Below are 17940 nucleotides of genomic sequence, written 5' to 3'. Positions count from 1 at the left end.
CATCCACAATAACATGACTGTGGATGGTTTTAGGAAAAAATATTACTTAGTTACTTTGTCATAATAAACCATATCTGCATTTAGACCTTGGGCATAACCTTTAACATTATCGCGCATGACAATTTGGTTTTTACCTTGATCGATAAAGACATAAGGTGAACTACGTTGTAACTCTTTTTGCATTTCAGTATAGAGTGATTGACGCTTTGTCTTGTCTGCCTCATTCAGCGCCACTAATGTTTTTTGGCTTAGTTCAGGGATTTTCCAACCATTTAACCAAGCAACAGTATTGGATTGTCCGTCGTTATAAGCAAAGGCACTCGCATTTGAATGTGCATCAAAATAGTCTGGGATCCAAAAACGAATCGCGGCTTGGTGTTGTTTCGCGCGCACACGGCTATACACTTGGCTACCAGCCGCTGGTAATAAGTCTACTTGTACACCTGCTTGAGCAAAGCTTGCCTGAATGGATTGTGCCACCGTAATGTAAGGGACTTTATTCTCAACATCTAATGTAAAGCGAGCATTGGTAATGCCTGCTTTGGCTAAAATTGCCTTCGCTTTTTCGGGATCAAAGGTGAATGGATTATCTTTTAATGCACCCGGTAAACCCACAGGCAAAAAGCTTTGGTGAATAAAATACTGCCCACGCATTAAATCTTCAGTAATACCTTTGTAGTCAACTAAATAACGAGAGGCCTCCCAAAATGCGGGGTTACTAAGCGCAGGGTTTCCACTTGCGGTATTAAAAGCTAAATAAACTTGCTCAGCGGAAGGAATATTTAAAATTTGAATACCAGCTTTGCCAGACAGTGCTGCTGTTTGGTCTGTACCTAGCCCTCGAGCAATATCGGCATCACCTTTTTCAATCAACAAACGACGCGATGCTGGATCAGGTACGTTTTTAATAATGATATTCTCTATTTTAGGTGCACCAGTTGGTGAGAGAGGGTTAGCTTCTAACACAATCGCTTGGCGAGGTTGATAAGCACGCATTTTGTATGCGCCACTTCCTGCTGAATTCATTTTCAGCCAGCTATTCCCAAAGTCATTATTTTTAACGTGAGCAGAAACCAGCTTTTCATCAATAATAGAAGCAATTGGTGTTGAGAGGATATTTAGCACAACATCAGGGCTGACATCGGCTATCCAACGTACTTCTAATTCATTATCACTGACTTTTTTCAATAATGAATTAATGTTATCTGCTTTCCAACCTAAGACATTTAGAATAAAGGCAGGTGATTTATTCATGGTGATCGCACGCTGATAAGAGAAGATAATATCTTCAGGGCGAACAGTGTTACCTGATGCAAATTTTGCATCAGGTTTAATTTTAAATACGATAGATTTTTGTTCAGGATTGGCTTGCCAACTTTCAACTAAAATCGGTTCATTAATTTCAGGGTTATCGCGATTAGGTTGAACAATACGCTGATACAAACTAGGCACAGTCTGAATACTAGACAGTTCATTACTTTCAGCGGGATCAAGACTGACAATATCATCAAGCCCTTGAACCACAATTAATGTATTAGCAGGTGTTGCTGCAAATGCCGGGACGGAAAGGGCACCCACAACGAATAATGATAATAATTTTGCTTTCATGAGACGCTCCCTGAAACGGTGTCGCTAAAATCGTTATGTTAATAACTTATTAGTTATTACTTTGTGAAATTAACTTAGGCAAAACGTGACCGATGCGCAAAGTTTTAATTACGCTTACATATAACGCTTGGTTATAAGCAATTAAGATTAATTATGGTAGAAGAATAATTAACCGCAAGATGAGAAGAACCAGATACTCCTTTAGTAGTAATTGATTGACTATTAAGTTGTAGTAGCTGAATTGATTAAGCTGTATTTGATATCCATCAATATTCCTTATGAGTAGTTTCGTATTTTAGCCTTAGAAATCTTTAAATCTGAGGCAAAAATGAGCAAGAAAACACTCGCAATCATCGGTAACGGTATGGTGGGGCACCGTTATATCGAAGAATTGATTGATAAAGGTGGCAATGAAGAATTTAATATTGTCGTCTTTTGTGAAGAACCTCGCGTTGCATATGATAGAGTCCATCTCTCCTCTTATTTCTCCCATCACACCGCTGAAGAGCTCTCTTTAGTTAAGCAAGGATATTATGAGAAACACCAAATAGAAGTATTAATTGGTGAACGAGTGATAACCATCAATCGTGAAGAAAAAGTGGTACACACCAATACAGGGCGTTGTGTCAGTTACGATAAGTTAGTGATGGCAACAGGCTCTTATCCATGGGTTCCCCCTATTAAGGGAAATAACTCACCAGATTGCTTTGTTTATCGTACTATTGAAGATTTAAATGCCATCGAATCTTGCGCACGTATTAGCCGTAAAGGCGCGGTAATTGGCGGTGGACTTTTAGGATTAGAAGCCGCAGGTGCGTTAAAAAGTTTAGGTATTGAAACTCACGTTATCGAATTTGCCCCAACCTTAATGGCAGAACAACTTGATACATTAGGTGGTGAGCAACTTAAGCGAAAAATAGAACGTATGGGTGTGAAAGTGCATACCTCTAAAAACACACAAGAAATATTATCGACAGGTGAAAATGCACGTAAAACACTGCAATTTGCAGATGGTAGTTTTCTTGAAGTTGACTTTATTGTGTTCTCCACTGGTATTCGCCCAAAAGATAAACTGGCTCGTCAATGTAATTTAGATATTGCTCCAAGAGGCGGCATTGTTATTAATGATTATTGCCAAACAACAGATCCTGATATTTATGCTATTGGTGAATGTGCATCTTGGCAAAATAAAACTTTCGGGTTAGTGGCTCCGGGCTACAAAATGGCACAAGTTGCCGTCGATAATTTATTAGGCCATCACTCTGTCTTTCAAGGGGCTGATTTAAGTGCAAAATTAAAGCTTCTCGGTGTCGATGTCGGTGGTATTGGTGATGCTCATGGACATCAAGTAGGGTGCCGTAGCTATATTTATCTGGACGAAGGCAAAGAAATTTATAAACGTCTGATAGTTAGTGAAGATAATAAATACTTATTAGGGGCTGTATTAGTGGGAGATACCGAAGATTATGGCAATCTTCTACAGTTATCACTCAATACTATTGAATTACCAGAGCACCCAGATTCCTTAATTTTACCGGCACATGCAGGAAGTAAGCCTGCAATCGGAGTTGATTCCTTACCTGAAACAGCACAAATCTGCTCTTGTTTTGATGTGACAAAAGGCGACATTATTCAAGCAATTGAACGAGGTCGTCATACAGTTGCTGCCATTAAAGCTGAAACTAAAGCCGGTACAGGGTGTGGTGGTTGTATTCCTCTTGTGACTCAAGTCTTAAATGCAGAATTAACCAAACAAGGTATTGAAGTTAATCACCATCTTTGTGAGCATTTTCACTATTCACGCCAAGAACTTTATCATCTTATTCGTGTAGAAGGTCTGAAAAGTTTTGATGAACTGCTGGCAAAACATGGTCAAGGTTATGGCTGTGAAGTGTGTAAACCTACAGTGGGGTCATTGCTTGCCTCATGTTGGAATGAGTACATCTTGAGTGATGATTTAGTTTCTCTACAAGATACTAATGATAACTTTCTCGCAAATATGCAAAAAGATGGGACTTATTCCATTATTCCTCGCTCTCCCGGTGGTGAAATTACGCCCGCTGGTATTATAGCTATTGGGCAAATCGCTCAAAAATATAATTTGTATACCAAAATTACTGGCTCGCAACGAATGGCAATGTTCGGTGCTCATAAACAGGATCTGCCTGCTATTTGGGAAAAATTAATTGCAGCAGGTTTTGAAACAGGCCATGCCTACGCGAAAGCATTGCGTATGGTAAAAACGTGTGTAGGTAGCAGTTGGTGCCGTTTTGGTGTTGGTGATAGTGTTGGTTTGGGGGTTGCGCTAGAGCATCGTTATAAAGGTATTAGAACGCCTCATAAGATGAAATTTGGTGTATCAGGTTGCACCCGAGAATGTTCTGAAGCACAAGGAAAAGACGTCGGTATTATTGCCACCGACAAAGGCTGGAACCTCTATTTTGGCGGAAATGGTGGTATGAAGCCACGCCATGGGGATCTCTTTGCTTCGGATCTTGATGAAGAAACCTTAGTGCATTATATCGACCGCTTTATGATGTTTTATATCCGTACCGCAGATAAGCTACAACGAACCTCAGTATGGTTAGATAATTTAGAAGGGGGAATTGAATATTTACGTGATGTTATTATTCATGACAAGCTAGGCTTAAATACGCAGTTAGAAAAAGAACTGAAAGCCTTACAAGAACGAGTCGCTTGTGAATGGAAAGAAACGGTTGATTCTCCAAAAGCATTAAAACGTTTTGCCCACTTTATTAATAATCCAATGCCCGATCCGACAGTGCAAACGGTAAAAGAACGATTCCAACACCGTCCCGCACGTTTACATGAACGTATTGATATCAAATTGGTCACTGAGGAGGCGCAATCATGAGTCAATGGATAGCGGTTTGCCAATTAGATGATATTACACCAGGAACGGGTGTTTGTGCGCTGGTGGAGCAAGATCATGTTGCCATTTTTCGCCCTTATTCTGATACACGTTTATATGCATTAAGCAATATCGATCCCTTTGCACATTCCAGTGTTCTATCACGAGGATTAATTGCTGAACATGAAAATGAGTTGTATATCGTTAGCCCGCTAAAAAAACAGCATTTTCGTTTAACGGATGGTTTTTGCCTTGAAGATGAGCGTTTTTCGATCACACATTTTGATGTCAAGGTTGAAGGTAATACTGTTAGCGTACGCAGCCGTAATAAATCATCTCAATAAATAGGGGAATGAATATGGATTACTTTCCAATATTCTGTCAGCTCAAAGATAAACCTTGTTTATTAGTGGGAGGCGGTGAGATTGCTGAACGTAAAGCCAGATTGCTTATGGAGGCAGGGGCTATTATTTCTGTCATTGCCCCTTCATTTACAAGGCAGTTTATGCAATGGCATACCGAGCAAAAACTAAACTGTATTACAGGAATATTTAATGAGGTTCATTTATCTGGTAAATGGCTTGTTATTGCTGCAACAGATAGCGAGCAAGTGAATCAACAGGTTTTTCAATCAGCAACAGAGAATCAGATATTTTGTAATGTGGTGGATTCACCAGAGCAAGCTAGCTTTATTATGCCGTCTGTCATAGATCGTTCCCCCATTGTGGTGGCGATTTCATCGGGCGGAAAAGCACCTGTATTAGCCCGCATTTTGCGAGAAAAAATTGAACAACTCCTCCCTAATTATCTTGGTGAGCTAGCACAACTTGCCGGAAAATTACGAAATAAAATAAAACAGCGTTTTTCATCGATGAGTGCAAGACGTTATTTTTGGGAGCAATTTTTTGCGGATAAATCATTACAAGCTGAAATAGAAGCGCAAAGAGACGATGGTATTGAGCGACGCATTAGCGCACTGTTATCTGAAAATCAGCAACCTCAAGGCAGTGTTGTTTTAGTTGGCGCAGGGCCGGGTGATGCTGGGTTAATGACCATTAAAGGTTTACAGCAGTGTCAGCAAGCAGATGTAGTGGTTTACGATAGACTCGTGTCTGATGAGGTTATGGCTCTTGTTCGTAGAGATGCGCAGCGCATTTATGTTGGTAAGCAAGCGGGTTTTCACTGTGTTCCTCAAGACGAAATTAATCAAATTTTAATCAAAGAAGCCACTGCGGGAAAACGAGTGGTGAGATTAAAAGGAGGCGATCCTTTTATTTTTGGTCGAGGCAGTGAAGAGTTAGAAGCTTTGATTGAACATCGTATTCCATTTTCAGTGATCCCTGGTATTACGGCAGCATCAGGCTGTACAACTTACGCGGGTATTCCTTTAACGCATCGAGATTATGCGCAAAGCGTTCGTTTTATTACAGGACATGGAAAAGGGTTAAATGAAGCCCAGTGGCAATGTATTGCGCAAGAGAATCAAACATTGGTTTTTTATATGGGATTGACTAAAGCCCATTACATTCAGCAAATGTTACTCAGTCAAAACATGTGTGCGACGATGCCTGTTGCTATTATCGAAAAAGGAACATTAACAGCACAAAAAGTGATTACTGGGCAATTACATCAACTAGCACAGATGGCAGAAACAATGGAAAGTCCAGCGCTGATTATTGTGGGAGAAGTTGTCAAGTTGAATGATAAGCTACAATGGTTTCAATCAAAATCGGCTAAATAGCTGAAAAAAATTGAAGTTGACGTTATAAAATAAAAAAACCTCTTTAATATTCAATATGTATATTAAAGAGGTTTTTTATCTAATGCATAGAAATATATATGAAAATATTTTTTCATTTCATTTCAATTAAACAATTAGATTAAAAATTAAAAATAAATAATAAAAGTGAATGTTTAATAATCTACGGTAATTTTTAGGTTGGAATTATTATTCAATCTAAAGCTCAATTTATTGCTATTTTTAATTAATTTCAAACAGAAACTCTTTACTTATAACGCATCATAAAGTTCTGTAAGTTGGATAAAAACCTTCCTGATTATATTAATTCTGTGAGCTACGTAGGTTTTCTATCTATAAAACTTGCGTGATGTTAATTAAATGTTTATTTGTTGTTTTACCTCTTGTGATATTTGTTTTTTATTTTTCTAAGATAGAACCTTTGAGGGCTAAATAAAGTTAAGTGATAAGAATATCGCATTAATTGACAAAATTTACGATAAGTGTAAAAAAGAAGCGTGTTGTTATCACTTTCTATCTTGTCTAGATCTTAAAATGTTTAAGAATAGTCATTATTACAATCAAAATTTAACAGCGATGCAAATCGTTAATTGAGCGACCCCGCTATAAATTACTGTTTATTAGGAGAGGTACCCATGAAAAATAAAGCTGTGTTAACGATGATGTTTCCAGTCGGTATTATTTCACTTGCCTTAACCTCCTTTTTTTCTCATGCTGTGACTCCCCCTGAAGGCACTATTCTGGCAAAACAACAACATATTGTTATTAATAATGGCACTGAGGTTTCGTCACTTGATCCCCATAAAGTAGAAGGCGCGCCTGAAGGTAATATTATTTTGAATTTATTAGAAGGTCTGACTTATGTGGGGCCTAATGGCGATAGCATGCCAGGCGTTGCGTTGCGCTGGGAAACTGATGATAACAAGGTGTGGACATTCTATTTGAGAGAAGATGCCAAATGGAGTGATGGGACGCCAGTAACAGCCGAAGATTTTGTTTATAGTTGGCGTCGATTGGTAGATCCTAAAACTGGTTCACCTTATGCCAGTTATCTCGAATATGCTTATGTTGAAAATGTTGCAGATATTCTTAGTGGTAAAAAATCCCCCGAAACATTGGGTGTGAAAGCGATAGATCCCTACACTTTGCAAGTCAATTTAACCAAACCAATTCCTTATTTGGTTGATATGGTCAGTCATACATCATTAAAGCCTGTTAAAAAAGAGATTGTTGAAAAATACGGTGTTAATTGGACTCGCCCAGAAAACTTTGTCGGTAATGGGGCTTATATCATTGACAATTGGATTGTGAATGAAAAGGTAACTTTAACGCGAAACCCACTTTATTGGGATAATAAAAATACCATTATTGAGCAAGCCACGTTTTTACCAATTAGTTCAGAAACCAGTGATATTAACCGTTATCGTAGTGGTGAAATTGATATTACCAACAGCGCTATTCCTCCAGTTCTTTATAAAAAAATGAAGCAAGAACAGCCTGATAATTTACACGTTACACCTTATCTATGTACCTTTTATTATGAACTCAATAATAAAAAAGCGCCTTTTGATGACGCCCGAGTTCGGGAAGCTGTGAAATTGACACTTGATAGGCAAGTGATTGCTGAAAAAATAATGGGACAAGGCCAAATCCCTGCTTACTCTTTTACACCATCTTTTATTGGTAATGGTAATTTTAAGCCGCCTAAATGGGCATATTGGACACAACAACAACGTAATGAAAGGGCGCGTGAGTTATTAAAAGAGGCTGGATTTGACAGTAAAAATCCGCTGACTTTCACATTGCTTTACAACACTTCAGATCAAAATAAACAACAAGCTATTGCAGCTGCATCAATGTGGAAAAAAAGTATTGGCGCCAATGTCACGTTACAAAATCAAGAATGGAAAACAGCGCTAGAAAATCGTAATCAGGGCAATTACCAAGTTGCTAGAGCAACATGGTGTGCAGATTACAATGAACCGACTTCATTTTTAAACTCATTTCTTTCTAAAAGTAGCCTAAATACGATCTTTTATGAAAATAAAGCCTATGACGACACATTAAATAATGCACTACTTGCACTCGATAATGGTGCACGTCATCAACTCTATCAACGCGCTGAAGCCTTGCTAGATAAGGATTCTGCGATAGTACCTGTTTATTATCGTGTCAGTGTTAGATTAGTGAGTCCAAAAGTAGGTGGATTTACTGGTAAAGACCCCTTTGATTATACGGACTTAAAGCGCTATTTTATAAAGGTAGATAACTAAAACTGGTAAATTATCGGTATTCTATAGTTATGTACGATTTAAATGGTTAAAAGTGACTTTAACCGTAGTAAAAAATAAAAAAGCTACACAAAAAAGATAACGGCATAAAAAAATTATAATGTTATCAGGCAATTAAGCACTGATGGCAATTAAGTAAGTTTGATTTATTTTTTGTAAAAACAATAAGTTGTGTAAACCGTTCTAAAACACAACTGAACATCACAGAATGGTTGTCTAACAACCAACTCACTAACTGGGAGTATTTTATAAGATGAGTAATTTAACTAAAAAGAGTGCGTTGGCGATTGCAATAAGCGCAATCTTTGGATTGTCAGCACTAACAGCTAACGCTGCGGTTGTTCCAGACGGGGTAAAATTAGCTGAAAAACAAGTGCTTGTTCGTAATAATGGCTCTGAGCCACAATCACTTGATCCTCATAAAATCGAAGGTGTGCCTGAATCTGCATTAGCACGTGATCTCTTCGAAGGCGTTACTATTGTTGGCCCAGATGGTGAAATTCTACCCGGCTCAGCAACTAGCTGGGAAAATAAAGACTTCACCGTTTGGACATTCAAAATTCGTGAAGGCGCTAAATGGTCAAATGGCGAACCTGTTACAGCACAGGATTTTGTTTATAGCTGGCAACGTTTAGCAGATCCTAATACGGCATCTCCTTATGAAAGTTATCTACAATATGCGCATATCGTCAATATCGACGATATTATCGCAGGTAAGAAAAAAGCCACTGAATTAGGAGTTAAGGCATTAGATAACAACACATTAGAAGTGACATTATCAGAAGCAGTGCCTTATTTACCAAAATTATTAGCTCACTCCTCCATGTCGCCAGTTAATCAAAAAGTGATAGAAAAATTTGGCGAAAAATGGACTCAACCTGCTAATTTCGTCGGTAACGGCGCTTATAATTTAAAAGACTGGACAGTCAACGAGCGCATTGTTTTAGAGCGTAGCCCAACCTATTGGGATAATAAAAATACCGTTATTGATAAAGTCACATTCTTACCTATCTCATCAGAAGTCACCGACGTAAACCGCTATCGTGCGGGCGAAATCGACATGACATATAGCAATTTACCCATCGAACTTTTCCAAAAACTGAAAAAAGAGATCCCGGATGAATTGCGTATAAGCCCATATTTATGTACTTATTATTATGAAATTAATAATGAGAAAGCTCCGTTTAACGATCCTCGTGTCCGTGAAGCACTGAAACTGTCAATGGATAGAGATATCATCACTTATAAAGTGAAAAACCAAGGCGATATCCCAGCTTATGGCTTTACCCCTCCATTTACTGATGGCATTAAAGAGAACAAACCAGAATGGTTTGCGACTTGGACACAAGAACAACGCAATGAAAAAGCACGCCAATTATTAGAAGAGGCTGGCTATAACAAAGCAAATCCACTGAAATTTAAGCTTCTGTACAATACATCCGACTTACATAAAAAAGTTGCGATCGCCGCTTCTTCAATTTGGAAGAAAAACTTAGGTGCCGATGTTTCTCTTGAAAACCAAGAGTGGAAAACTTTCTTAGATACTCGTCACCAAGGAACTTATGATGTTGCTCGTGCCGGTTGGTGTGCAGATTATAATGAACCTTCTTCATTCCTGAACATGATGCTGTCTTACAGCAGTAATAACACTGTTCACTATAAAAACACAGAATTTGACGCATTGATCAAAGAGTCTTTACGTGTGAAATCTGATGATGAACGTGCCGCTATTTATCAAAAAGCTGAAGGTGTATTAGATAAAGATTCGGCTATTGTTCCACTTTACTACTATGTAAACACCCGTTTAGTGAAACCTTATGTCGGGGGTTATTCAGGTAAAGATCCATTAGATAATTTACATACTAAAGACTTGTACATTATTGCTAAGTAATCGGGCGAGACCTTGCTTTTTAAGGCAAGGTCTTTTTATCGTCACGCCTGAATAGGTTTGTGTTATAGGAACGGGCAATGCTCAAATTTATTTTTCGTCGCTTTTTGGAAGCGATACCGACTCTATTTATTCTAATAACGATTTCGTTTTTTATGATGCGCTTAGCGCCGGGTAGTCCTTTTACGGGTGAAAGAAAACTCCCGCCTGAGGTAATGGCAAATATTGAAGCGAAATACCATTTAAATGATCCCATTTATAAGCAATATTTCGATTATTTAATTCAGCTATCGAAAGGGGATTTAGGGCCTTCTTTTAAATATAAAGACTACAGTGTAAACACCTTAGTCGGTAAAGCATTCCCTGTTTCAGCTAAATTAGGGCTGTCGGCATTTATTTTTGCCGTAATTTTAGGTGTGGGGGCAGGCGTGATCGCGGCACTGAATCAGAACAGCAAATGGGATTATACCGTCATGACTTTTGCCATGACGGGGGTTGTAATACCGAGTTTTGTTGTCGCACCACTCCTAGTGCTTATTTTTGCTATTACCTTAAGGTGGTTACCAGCAGGAGGTTGGAATGGTGGCGCAGTGCAATATATGTTGTTACCAATGATTGCATTATCGCTTTCTTATATTGCTAGCATCTCGCGTATTACCCGTAGTTCAATGATCGAAGTATTACACTCAAACTTTATCAGAACGGCCAAAGCGAAAGGCTTGCCGATGAAAAGAATTGTACTGCGTCATGCTTTAAAACCCGCGTTGCTACCTGTTATTTCTTATATGGGGCCTGCATTTGTCGGTATTATTACGGGCTCAATGGTTATTGAAACTATCTTTGGATTGCCGGGTATCGGACAACTTTTCGTTAATGGTGCTTTAAACCGAGATTACTCATTGGTATTAAGTTTAACCATTATCGTCGGTGCATTAACGATTTTCTTTAATGCCATTGTCGATATTTTATATGCCGTTATTGATCCGAAAATTCGTTATTAATAGATACTGGAGCGCGTTATGTTATCACTGAAGGAAAACAGCGAAGCTCTGGGGAATTTCTCGGAGCAGCTAGATATTGAAGGTCGTAGTTTATGGCAAGATGCTCGTCGTCGTTTTATGCACAATAAAGCTGCGATCACGAGCCTTGTATTGCTTTTCTTTATTATATTATTTGTTATTTTTGCCCCCATGTTATCACCATTTCTTTATGATGATACTGATTGGGAAATGATGTCAATGGCACCTGACTTTGCCTCTTCTCACTATTTTGGTACTGACTCATCAGGCCGTGACTTATTAGTACGGGTTGCGATTGGTGGTCGTATCTCATTAATGGTAGGTATTGCGGCAGCCTTTGTTGCGGTCATTGTTGGCACACTTTATGGCGCAATGGCGGGTTATATTGGTGGGCGTGTTGACTCAATAATGATGCGCTTACTCGAAATATTAAACTCATTCCCATTTATGTTCTTTGTTATCTTATTGGTGACATTTTTTGGTCAAAATATCCTACTGATTTTTGTTGCTATCGGCATGGTGTCTTGGCTTGATATGGCACGTATCGTAAGGGGACAAACTTTAAGTCTAAAACGTAAAGAATTTATTGAAGCTGCGCTGGTATGTGGTGTTTCATCACGCAATATCGTGCTAAGACATATTGTTCCTAACGTATTAGGTGTAGTGGTTGTTTACGCCTCGTTATTAGTGCCTAGCATGATTTTATTCGAATCCTTTTTAAGTTTCTTAGGTTTAGGAACACAAGAGCCATTAAGCAGTTGGGGTGCACTATTAAGTGATGGTGCAAACTCAATGGAAGTTTCTCCTTGGTTGATTCTTTTCCCGGCTTCGTTCTTAGTTGTCACACTGTTTTGCTTTAACTTTATCGGTGATGGCTTACGTGACGCATTAGATCCGAAAGATCGTTAAGGAGAACAAAATGACAAATACAACAAATAAGTCGTTATTAAGTGTTAAAGATCTCAGTGTCACTTTTGGTACCGCAGATGGTGACGTTACGGCAGTGAATAAGCTGAATTTTGAATTATCAGCAGGTGAAACCTTAGGCATTGTTGGTGAATCGGGTTCTGGTAAATCGCAAACAGCTTTTGCTTTGATGGGATTATTAGCGAAAAATGGTCGTACAGCGGGTAGTGCCAATTTTAATGGCCGTGAGATCTTAAATCTTCGTCAAAGCGAATTAAATAAAATGCGCGCTGAAGAAATATCCATGATATTCCAAGATCCAATGACTTCATTAAATCCTTATATGAAAGTCGGCGCACAGCTTATTGAAGTCTTGATGCTGCATAAAGGCATGAGTAAAAATGATGCTTATGCGGAATCAGTTCGTATGTTAGATGCCGTAAAAATGCCTGAAGCACATAAACGAATGAGTATGTACCCTCATGAATTTTCAGGCGGGATGCGTCAACGTGTCATGATTGCAATGGCATTACTGTGTAAGCCTAAACTGTTAATTGCTGATGAGCCGACAACGGCACTTGATGTGACGGTTCAAGCACAAATCATGACACTGCTAAATGAGCTTAAAAATGATTTAAACACCGCAATTATTATGATCACCCATGACTTAGGGGTTGTTGCGGGGATTTGCGATAAAGTATTGGTAATGTATGCAGGGCGCACTATGGAATATGGGAATGCGCGTGATATTTTTTATCAACCCTCACACCCTTATTCTATCGGGTTGCTACAAGCCGTTCCGCGTTTAGACGGTGAAGATGAGCGACTAGCGACTATTCCGGGTAATCCTCCTAACTTATTGCGTTTACCAAAAGGTTGTCCATTCCAACCACGCTGTCAGTATGCAACAGAGCAATGTTTGTCGCATGAGCCTGAATTAGCGCAATTTGCACAAGGGCGATTACGAGCCTGTTTTAAAGCGGTGGAGGAATTGGTATGACGCAGGCCACATTACAAGATAGAAAAGTTATTCTAGAAGTGAATGACTTAAAAGTTTATTTCGATGTTCAAGATAATAAACAGTGGTTTTGGAAAGCGAAAAAAAGCCTCAAAGCCGTTGATGGTGTCACATTGCGTTTATATGAAGGTGAAACATTAGGGGTTGTTGGTGAATCTGGTTGTGGTAAATCGACATTTGCGCGTGCCATTATTGGGTTAGTCAAAGCCTCTGGGGGTACAGTCACTTGGTTAGGCAATGATTTATTGGGAATGGGTAATAAACAATGGCGCGATATTCGCCAAGATATTCAAATGATTTTCCAAGATCCACTGGCTTCCTTAAACCCAAGAATGACGATTGGCGACATTATTGCTGAACCCTTAAAAACCTATCACCCTAAAATGAAACAGGCGCAAGTGGTTGAAAAAGTGAAAGCAATGATGATGCGAGTCGGATTATTGCCAAACTTAATTAACCGTTATCCTCACGAATTTTCAGGAGGACAGTGTCAACGTATCGGTATTGCTCGCGCATTAATTCTAGAGCCTAAATTGGTGATTTGTGATGAGCCCGTTTCTGCACTTGATGTATCAATTCAGGCTCAAGTAGTTAACTTGCTGAAAGATATTCAAAAAGAGATGGGGTTATCGTTGATCTTTATTGCCCACGATCTGGCTGTGGTAAAACATATTTCTGATCGTGTCTTGGTGATGTATTTAGGGCATGCGGTAGAATTAGGCACCTATGATGAAGTTTATCATCACCCATTACACCCTTATACCAAAGCGTTGATGTCAGCAGTGCCTATTCCTGATCCCGATAAAGAGCGTAATAAGCACATTGATTTATTGGAAGGCGAGTTACCTTCACCGATTAATCCACCATCAGGTTGTATATTCCGTACACGTTGCCCAATGGCGGATGAAGAATGTGCCAAAACACGCCCTTTATTAGAGGGAAGTTTCCGCCATGCCGTCTCTTGCTTAAAAGTAGATCCGCTTTAATGTAACTAAATAGTGTTGATAAGAGAAGAAGCCTGCTTGAATAAATTCAAGCGGGCTTCTTATTTTTAACATGCAGAATATTGGACATTTATTATTATTTTCTCTTTAACGGATCTTCGATAATATCGGGCATCTTTGGTAAATCTAATTCGCCTTTTTCCATATAGATATCTAAGCCACTTAGCCAATCCGCATATTTTCTTAACTCATCCATTCTTTCTGGGTTTCTACCTATTTCACAATAACCAATAGGTAAATCATAAGTGACTACACGACGAAGAAACAGTGAATTTCTTGGTAATGTACCATGGTCAGTAGGGCGTTGATTATATTCGCGAATACGTGTTCTCATCTCTTCTAAGGTTTCATATTTTGAGGTTGTATTTTTATCTTGAGGATCTAACAGTGGGTTATTCTGGAGTATTTTTCGCTCTTCTGGGGTGAGTTCAACCCAAATACGATGTTGATAAGAATAGAGATCTTTATAGAAATAGTATTCGGCATCTTTTGGAGTGTAGATATCTAATTCATCATCATAAAGAATTTGCCCATAACCTTGACCTAAAGGTATCTCTTTTTTCTGATTATTAGCATTGATATTAATTTCAGGGGCTGGTTTCTCCGCTTTTTTTTCTATTACGGCAAAATCTTCATCAAATGTTGCTAATTCGGCTGGTGTAATAGGGTGAGGCACTTCTGGGGCATTAATATTTAATGACATATTAGCGGAAGGAGCTGGCCATGCGAAGCCTTCTAATGTTTTGGTATTACTGTCCCAGAAAATATTACCGTCACTAAATCGTCCATTTGCATCGGTAAATACTGTGTTTGGGTTGGGTTTTTCACCACAAGGCGTATTACGTGCTAACATTCTGATATAGGGCGGATGTTTAAGGCTAAATAGTGGATGGTGAGAAGTTTGCCCCTTTTGAGTAATATTAGGAAGTGGACACCAACCAATACTTTGTAAAGGCGATGAGCCCATTACGCGATCGTGTGGATTACAATAAATATAAAATCGCCCATGATTATCTCTTTCCTTAATCATTTCACCTTTAGCTAATTTTTCCTTATTTTTTTCAATATTTCTTTTCTTGCTAATATCAAGTTTTTCTCCCTTATATATGACGACATCAGGAGTCCAACTTTTCTTATCTTCACTCTGCCCAACAATTAGACCTGAATATCCACAAGGGGCATCTTTCAATCGATTTTTATTTTTTGCAATTTTATCAATAATTTCTTTAAGTGTGGCTTCTCTATGTGCTTGATTAATATTTTCATTGTAAACATACGAGTAACTATTTAAGAAATTATCTTCTGTGGCATAAGGAGAATTTAAAACAAACAAACTATCAGGGGGTTCAATTGCTGCTGCGGCTAACGCTATCATGGTACCTTGGCTGTGTGAAATGACGGTAACGGTATCATAAGGATAATCTTTACGTATTTTCCCGACTAAATTGGCTAACCGTTTTACAGCATGAGCATAATAATGACGAGGAGGTGACTTTGTTAATAACCGATCTGTTTCAGGGTTAAAGGCTTGTACATTAAAAGGGATTGGCGTTGGGATCACGGTCCATAACATCGCGAGATTGCTAAAGCCACTCTTACTCCATAAACTGACTAAATTATTGCATCCATTTTGAAATGGCCCACCGCCCCAGAAAAAAGGACCTTTATGTTTAATTTTTTCATTAATAAAGAGGCGTTTTTTACGGTAAGGCAAGGAATGGTATTCTTGTACAGTATTGTATTTTTTTATATCTTCAAGGGTCCAATATCTTTCATCTTTATGACTGTATTCGGGCTCTAATATCTCACTGACTAAGCGATGATAGCTTTCTCCGGCTCTATTTTTTAATGGAATACAATATTGGCCTAAATCGTCATCAGTTGCACGATATCCCCAATAAAAACGGATCACGGGGGAATTACCCAACTCGGTTAAGGTTCGAATAGGCTCTTCATAAATATAGTGGCTATTATCATAATTTTTTTCATCTAAAATAAACTTAGATTGGTAATATTTATTCCTTTCCAACTCATAAGCTGTACCAGTAAGATTCAGTCTTTCATTAAGTCCTTTGCACAGTTCTCGTTCAGCATCGTCATACCACTCTCCTTCTGAATTCACTCCATGAACAAAAATAATAATACCGGGTAAATGAGGTTTAGCATGGATTTCTGCCCCAATATTGGCAGCGTGGGTGATAGAACGCCATTCTTGACTGCCATCAAGGCATTCTTTAGGTTTTAGCCAACGGGTTGGTTTGCTGTTACTCATCATTTTTCTGCCTGTGAAATAGGGTAAATAGAAGGGGCGCTACAATCAAAACGGGTTTGCCCTGAGGGGGTTTTTAGTGTTGGAGAGGGAGATTCTTTATCCCCGACACTACTATGAACATAATTTGAATCGGTGGGATCAAAATAAAATTTTCGCCACCAAGGTTTAGCTAATTCATCATTAGCTTCTCGACGACTGACAGCGGTTTCTCCTAAATAAAATCCCTCATCAGTGACGATGATATCGAAAAAAGAAGAGTAGTAACCAGGGTGGTCAGTGTGAATACCAAACCCCCCATTTGTGGGCCTAAAGTTTTTTCCACCATCAAGGGTGACAAGAATAACGTTAACACAACCTGTTTTTGTTCCTGCGCAACGACTGGTTACACGACTCAATACTCCCGGAAAAGCAAAAGCATCATCACGCTCGGTTGCCCAGATTAAACGCCCTTGATAACGGCAAGCTGAAGACCGGATAATCTCTTGGTGGATACCTTTTTGAGTATTGTTGTAATACGTCGAGCCACTGCGCCTTTCATTATATTTCTCCAAGGTAAAAAAGCGGTGGTCATCAATACGATAAATGACGGTGGGAGGGCCATAACTTTTAATTTCTTCGGCTATTAAACGTTGTTGCTCGGCGCTATCTTGTTCCGCTTTGATAGCGGCTTTTTCTTTTAATGATAAGCAACCGGTTAATAGCGTGGCACTCAAAATAAACAGTAAGGGAAGTTTCAGTTGATGTAATAACATGGGGTGTCCTTTTCGTGATGCTGATTTGTTTATATGTGCATCTGCCGATGTTTTATGACTGTAAAATTAATCACGGTATCTATAAAAAATTGTGATTTATAACATCATGCTAATTCAATAATATTGCTGTCCTTGGCGGTTATAACCATGTTTTATAAATGATAAAAAATATAATTTATTAATTATTAAAGTAATAAAGCTAATTTATTATTTTTTGAAGTGGAAGTTATATTTTTATTCGATAATTTTAGTTATAGCAAGCAAGATGCTAATTATCAATGTGTTGACTTTATTATTAAGACGGAATTCGCAAAAACAAATTCTTACTTTAGTAGTCATACGTAATTAAATTGATCTTATTAACATTTAATAGGTTTAATTAAAATAATAAAAATAGCGAATGCACAGGTGTTTTTATTTTAAATTATATTAACTATTGATAACGTAATGGAATATTAGTTGAAAACTAAAAATAAATAAAACTTATACTATTTCATAGTCTTATTATCAGACTAAATCCAGCTTTTAGCTCTAAAGGCTTTTGATTTAGT

The 17940-nt window shown here is 38.4% G+C and carries 12 protein-coding genes; 9 read left to right on the top strand and 3 right to left on the bottom strand.

The window, feature by feature from the left end:
- Positions 1 to 42: 42 nt before the first annotated feature.
- Positions 43 to 1608, bottom strand: coding sequence for an ABC transporter substrate-binding protein (locus ABN256_RS02775; protein ID WP_349439086.1), 1566 nt, complete (start codon positions 1606 to 1608; stop codon positions 43 to 45).
- Between the two features lie 328 nt (positions 1609 to 1936).
- On the opposite strand from ABN256_RS02775, the gene nirB reads away from it, so the two are divergent.
- The 9 genes from nirB (at position 1937) to oppF (ending at position 14347) form a co-directional block, all read left to right on the top strand.
- A complete protein-coding gene (gene nirB / locus ABN256_RS02770; RefSeq protein ID WP_349439085.1) occupies positions 1937 to 4483 on the top strand; it encodes a nitrite reductase large subunit NirB in 2547 nt (848 codons plus the stop codon).
- Complete coding sequence (gene nirD / locus ABN256_RS02765; RefSeq protein WP_349439083.1) at positions 4480 to 4824, top strand: nitrite reductase small subunit NirD; 345 nt, start codon at positions 4480 to 4482, stop codon at positions 4822 to 4824. Before nirB ends, nirD begins: the two co-directional genes overlap by 4 nt.
- A gap of 14 nt (positions 4825 to 4838) precedes the next feature.
- Positions 4839 to 6221, top strand: a complete 1383-nt coding sequence (gene cysG / locus ABN256_RS02760) for a siroheme synthase CysG (RefSeq protein WP_349439082.1) — start codon at positions 4839 to 4841, stop codon at positions 6219 to 6221.
- Between the two features lie 653 nt (positions 6222 to 6874).
- Positions 6875 to 8512 carry an ABC transporter substrate-binding protein gene (locus tag ABN256_RS02755; protein ID WP_197269110.1) on the top strand — a complete coding sequence of 546 codons (1638 nt, stop codon included), beginning with the start codon at positions 6875 to 6877 and terminating at the stop codon, positions 8510 to 8512.
- Positions 8513 to 8783: 271 nt separating this feature from the next.
- A complete protein-coding gene (gene oppA / locus ABN256_RS02750) occupies positions 8784 to 10421 on the top strand; it encodes an oligopeptide ABC transporter substrate-binding protein OppA (RefSeq protein ID WP_115349871.1) in 1638 nt (545 codons plus the stop codon).
- 77 nt (positions 10422 to 10498) lie between these two features.
- Positions 10499 to 11419: an oligopeptide ABC transporter permease OppB gene (gene oppB / locus ABN256_RS02745; RefSeq protein WP_197269111.1), complete on the top strand. Its 921-nt coding sequence runs from the start codon at positions 10499 to 10501 to the stop codon at positions 11417 to 11419.
- Between the two features lie 18 nt (positions 11420 to 11437).
- A complete protein-coding gene (oppC, locus tag ABN256_RS02740) occupies positions 11438 to 12346 on the top strand; it encodes an oligopeptide ABC transporter permease OppC (protein WP_072068288.1) in 909 nt (302 codons plus the stop codon).
- A 10-nt stretch (positions 12347 to 12356) separates the two neighbouring features.
- Entirely contained in the window at positions 12357 to 13343 is a 987-nt protein-coding gene (locus ABN256_RS02735; protein ID WP_072068287.1) for an ABC transporter ATP-binding protein, read from the top strand.
- Entirely contained in the window at positions 13340 to 14347 is a 1008-nt protein-coding gene (oppF, locus tag ABN256_RS02730; RefSeq protein ID WP_072068286.1) for a murein tripeptide/oligopeptide ABC transporter ATP binding protein OppF, read from the top strand. The genes ABN256_RS02735 and oppF overlap by 4 nt, the downstream gene beginning before the upstream one ends.
- 94 nt (positions 14348 to 14441) lie before the next feature.
- On the opposite strand, the gene ABN256_RS02725 is transcribed toward oppF, so the two are convergent.
- Both ABN256_RS02725 and ABN256_RS02720 read right to left on the bottom strand, forming a co-directional pair.
- Positions 14442 to 16637, bottom strand: coding sequence for a T6SS effector phospholipase Tle3 domain-containing protein (locus ABN256_RS02725; protein WP_340893167.1), 2196 nt, complete (start codon positions 16635 to 16637; stop codon positions 14442 to 14444).
- The gene (locus ABN256_RS02720) at positions 16637 to 17389 is read right to left on the bottom strand and encodes a T6SS immunity protein Tli3 family protein (RefSeq protein ID WP_340893166.1); all 753 of its coding nucleotides are present in this window, start codon (positions 17387 to 17389) and stop codon (positions 16637 to 16639) included. The genes ABN256_RS02725 and ABN256_RS02720 overlap by 1 nt, the downstream gene beginning before the upstream one ends.
- Positions 17390 to 17940: the final 551 nt, after the last annotated feature.

Origin of the sequence: Proteus sp. fly-1008 (assembly GCF_040140305.1) — a bacterium.
Classification (GTDB): Bacteria; Pseudomonadota; Gammaproteobacteria; order Enterobacterales; family Enterobacteriaceae; genus Proteus; species Proteus vulgaris_B.
Note: the sequence above shows the minus strand (reverse complement) of the source record. Positions and strands in the feature narration are given on the sequence as shown.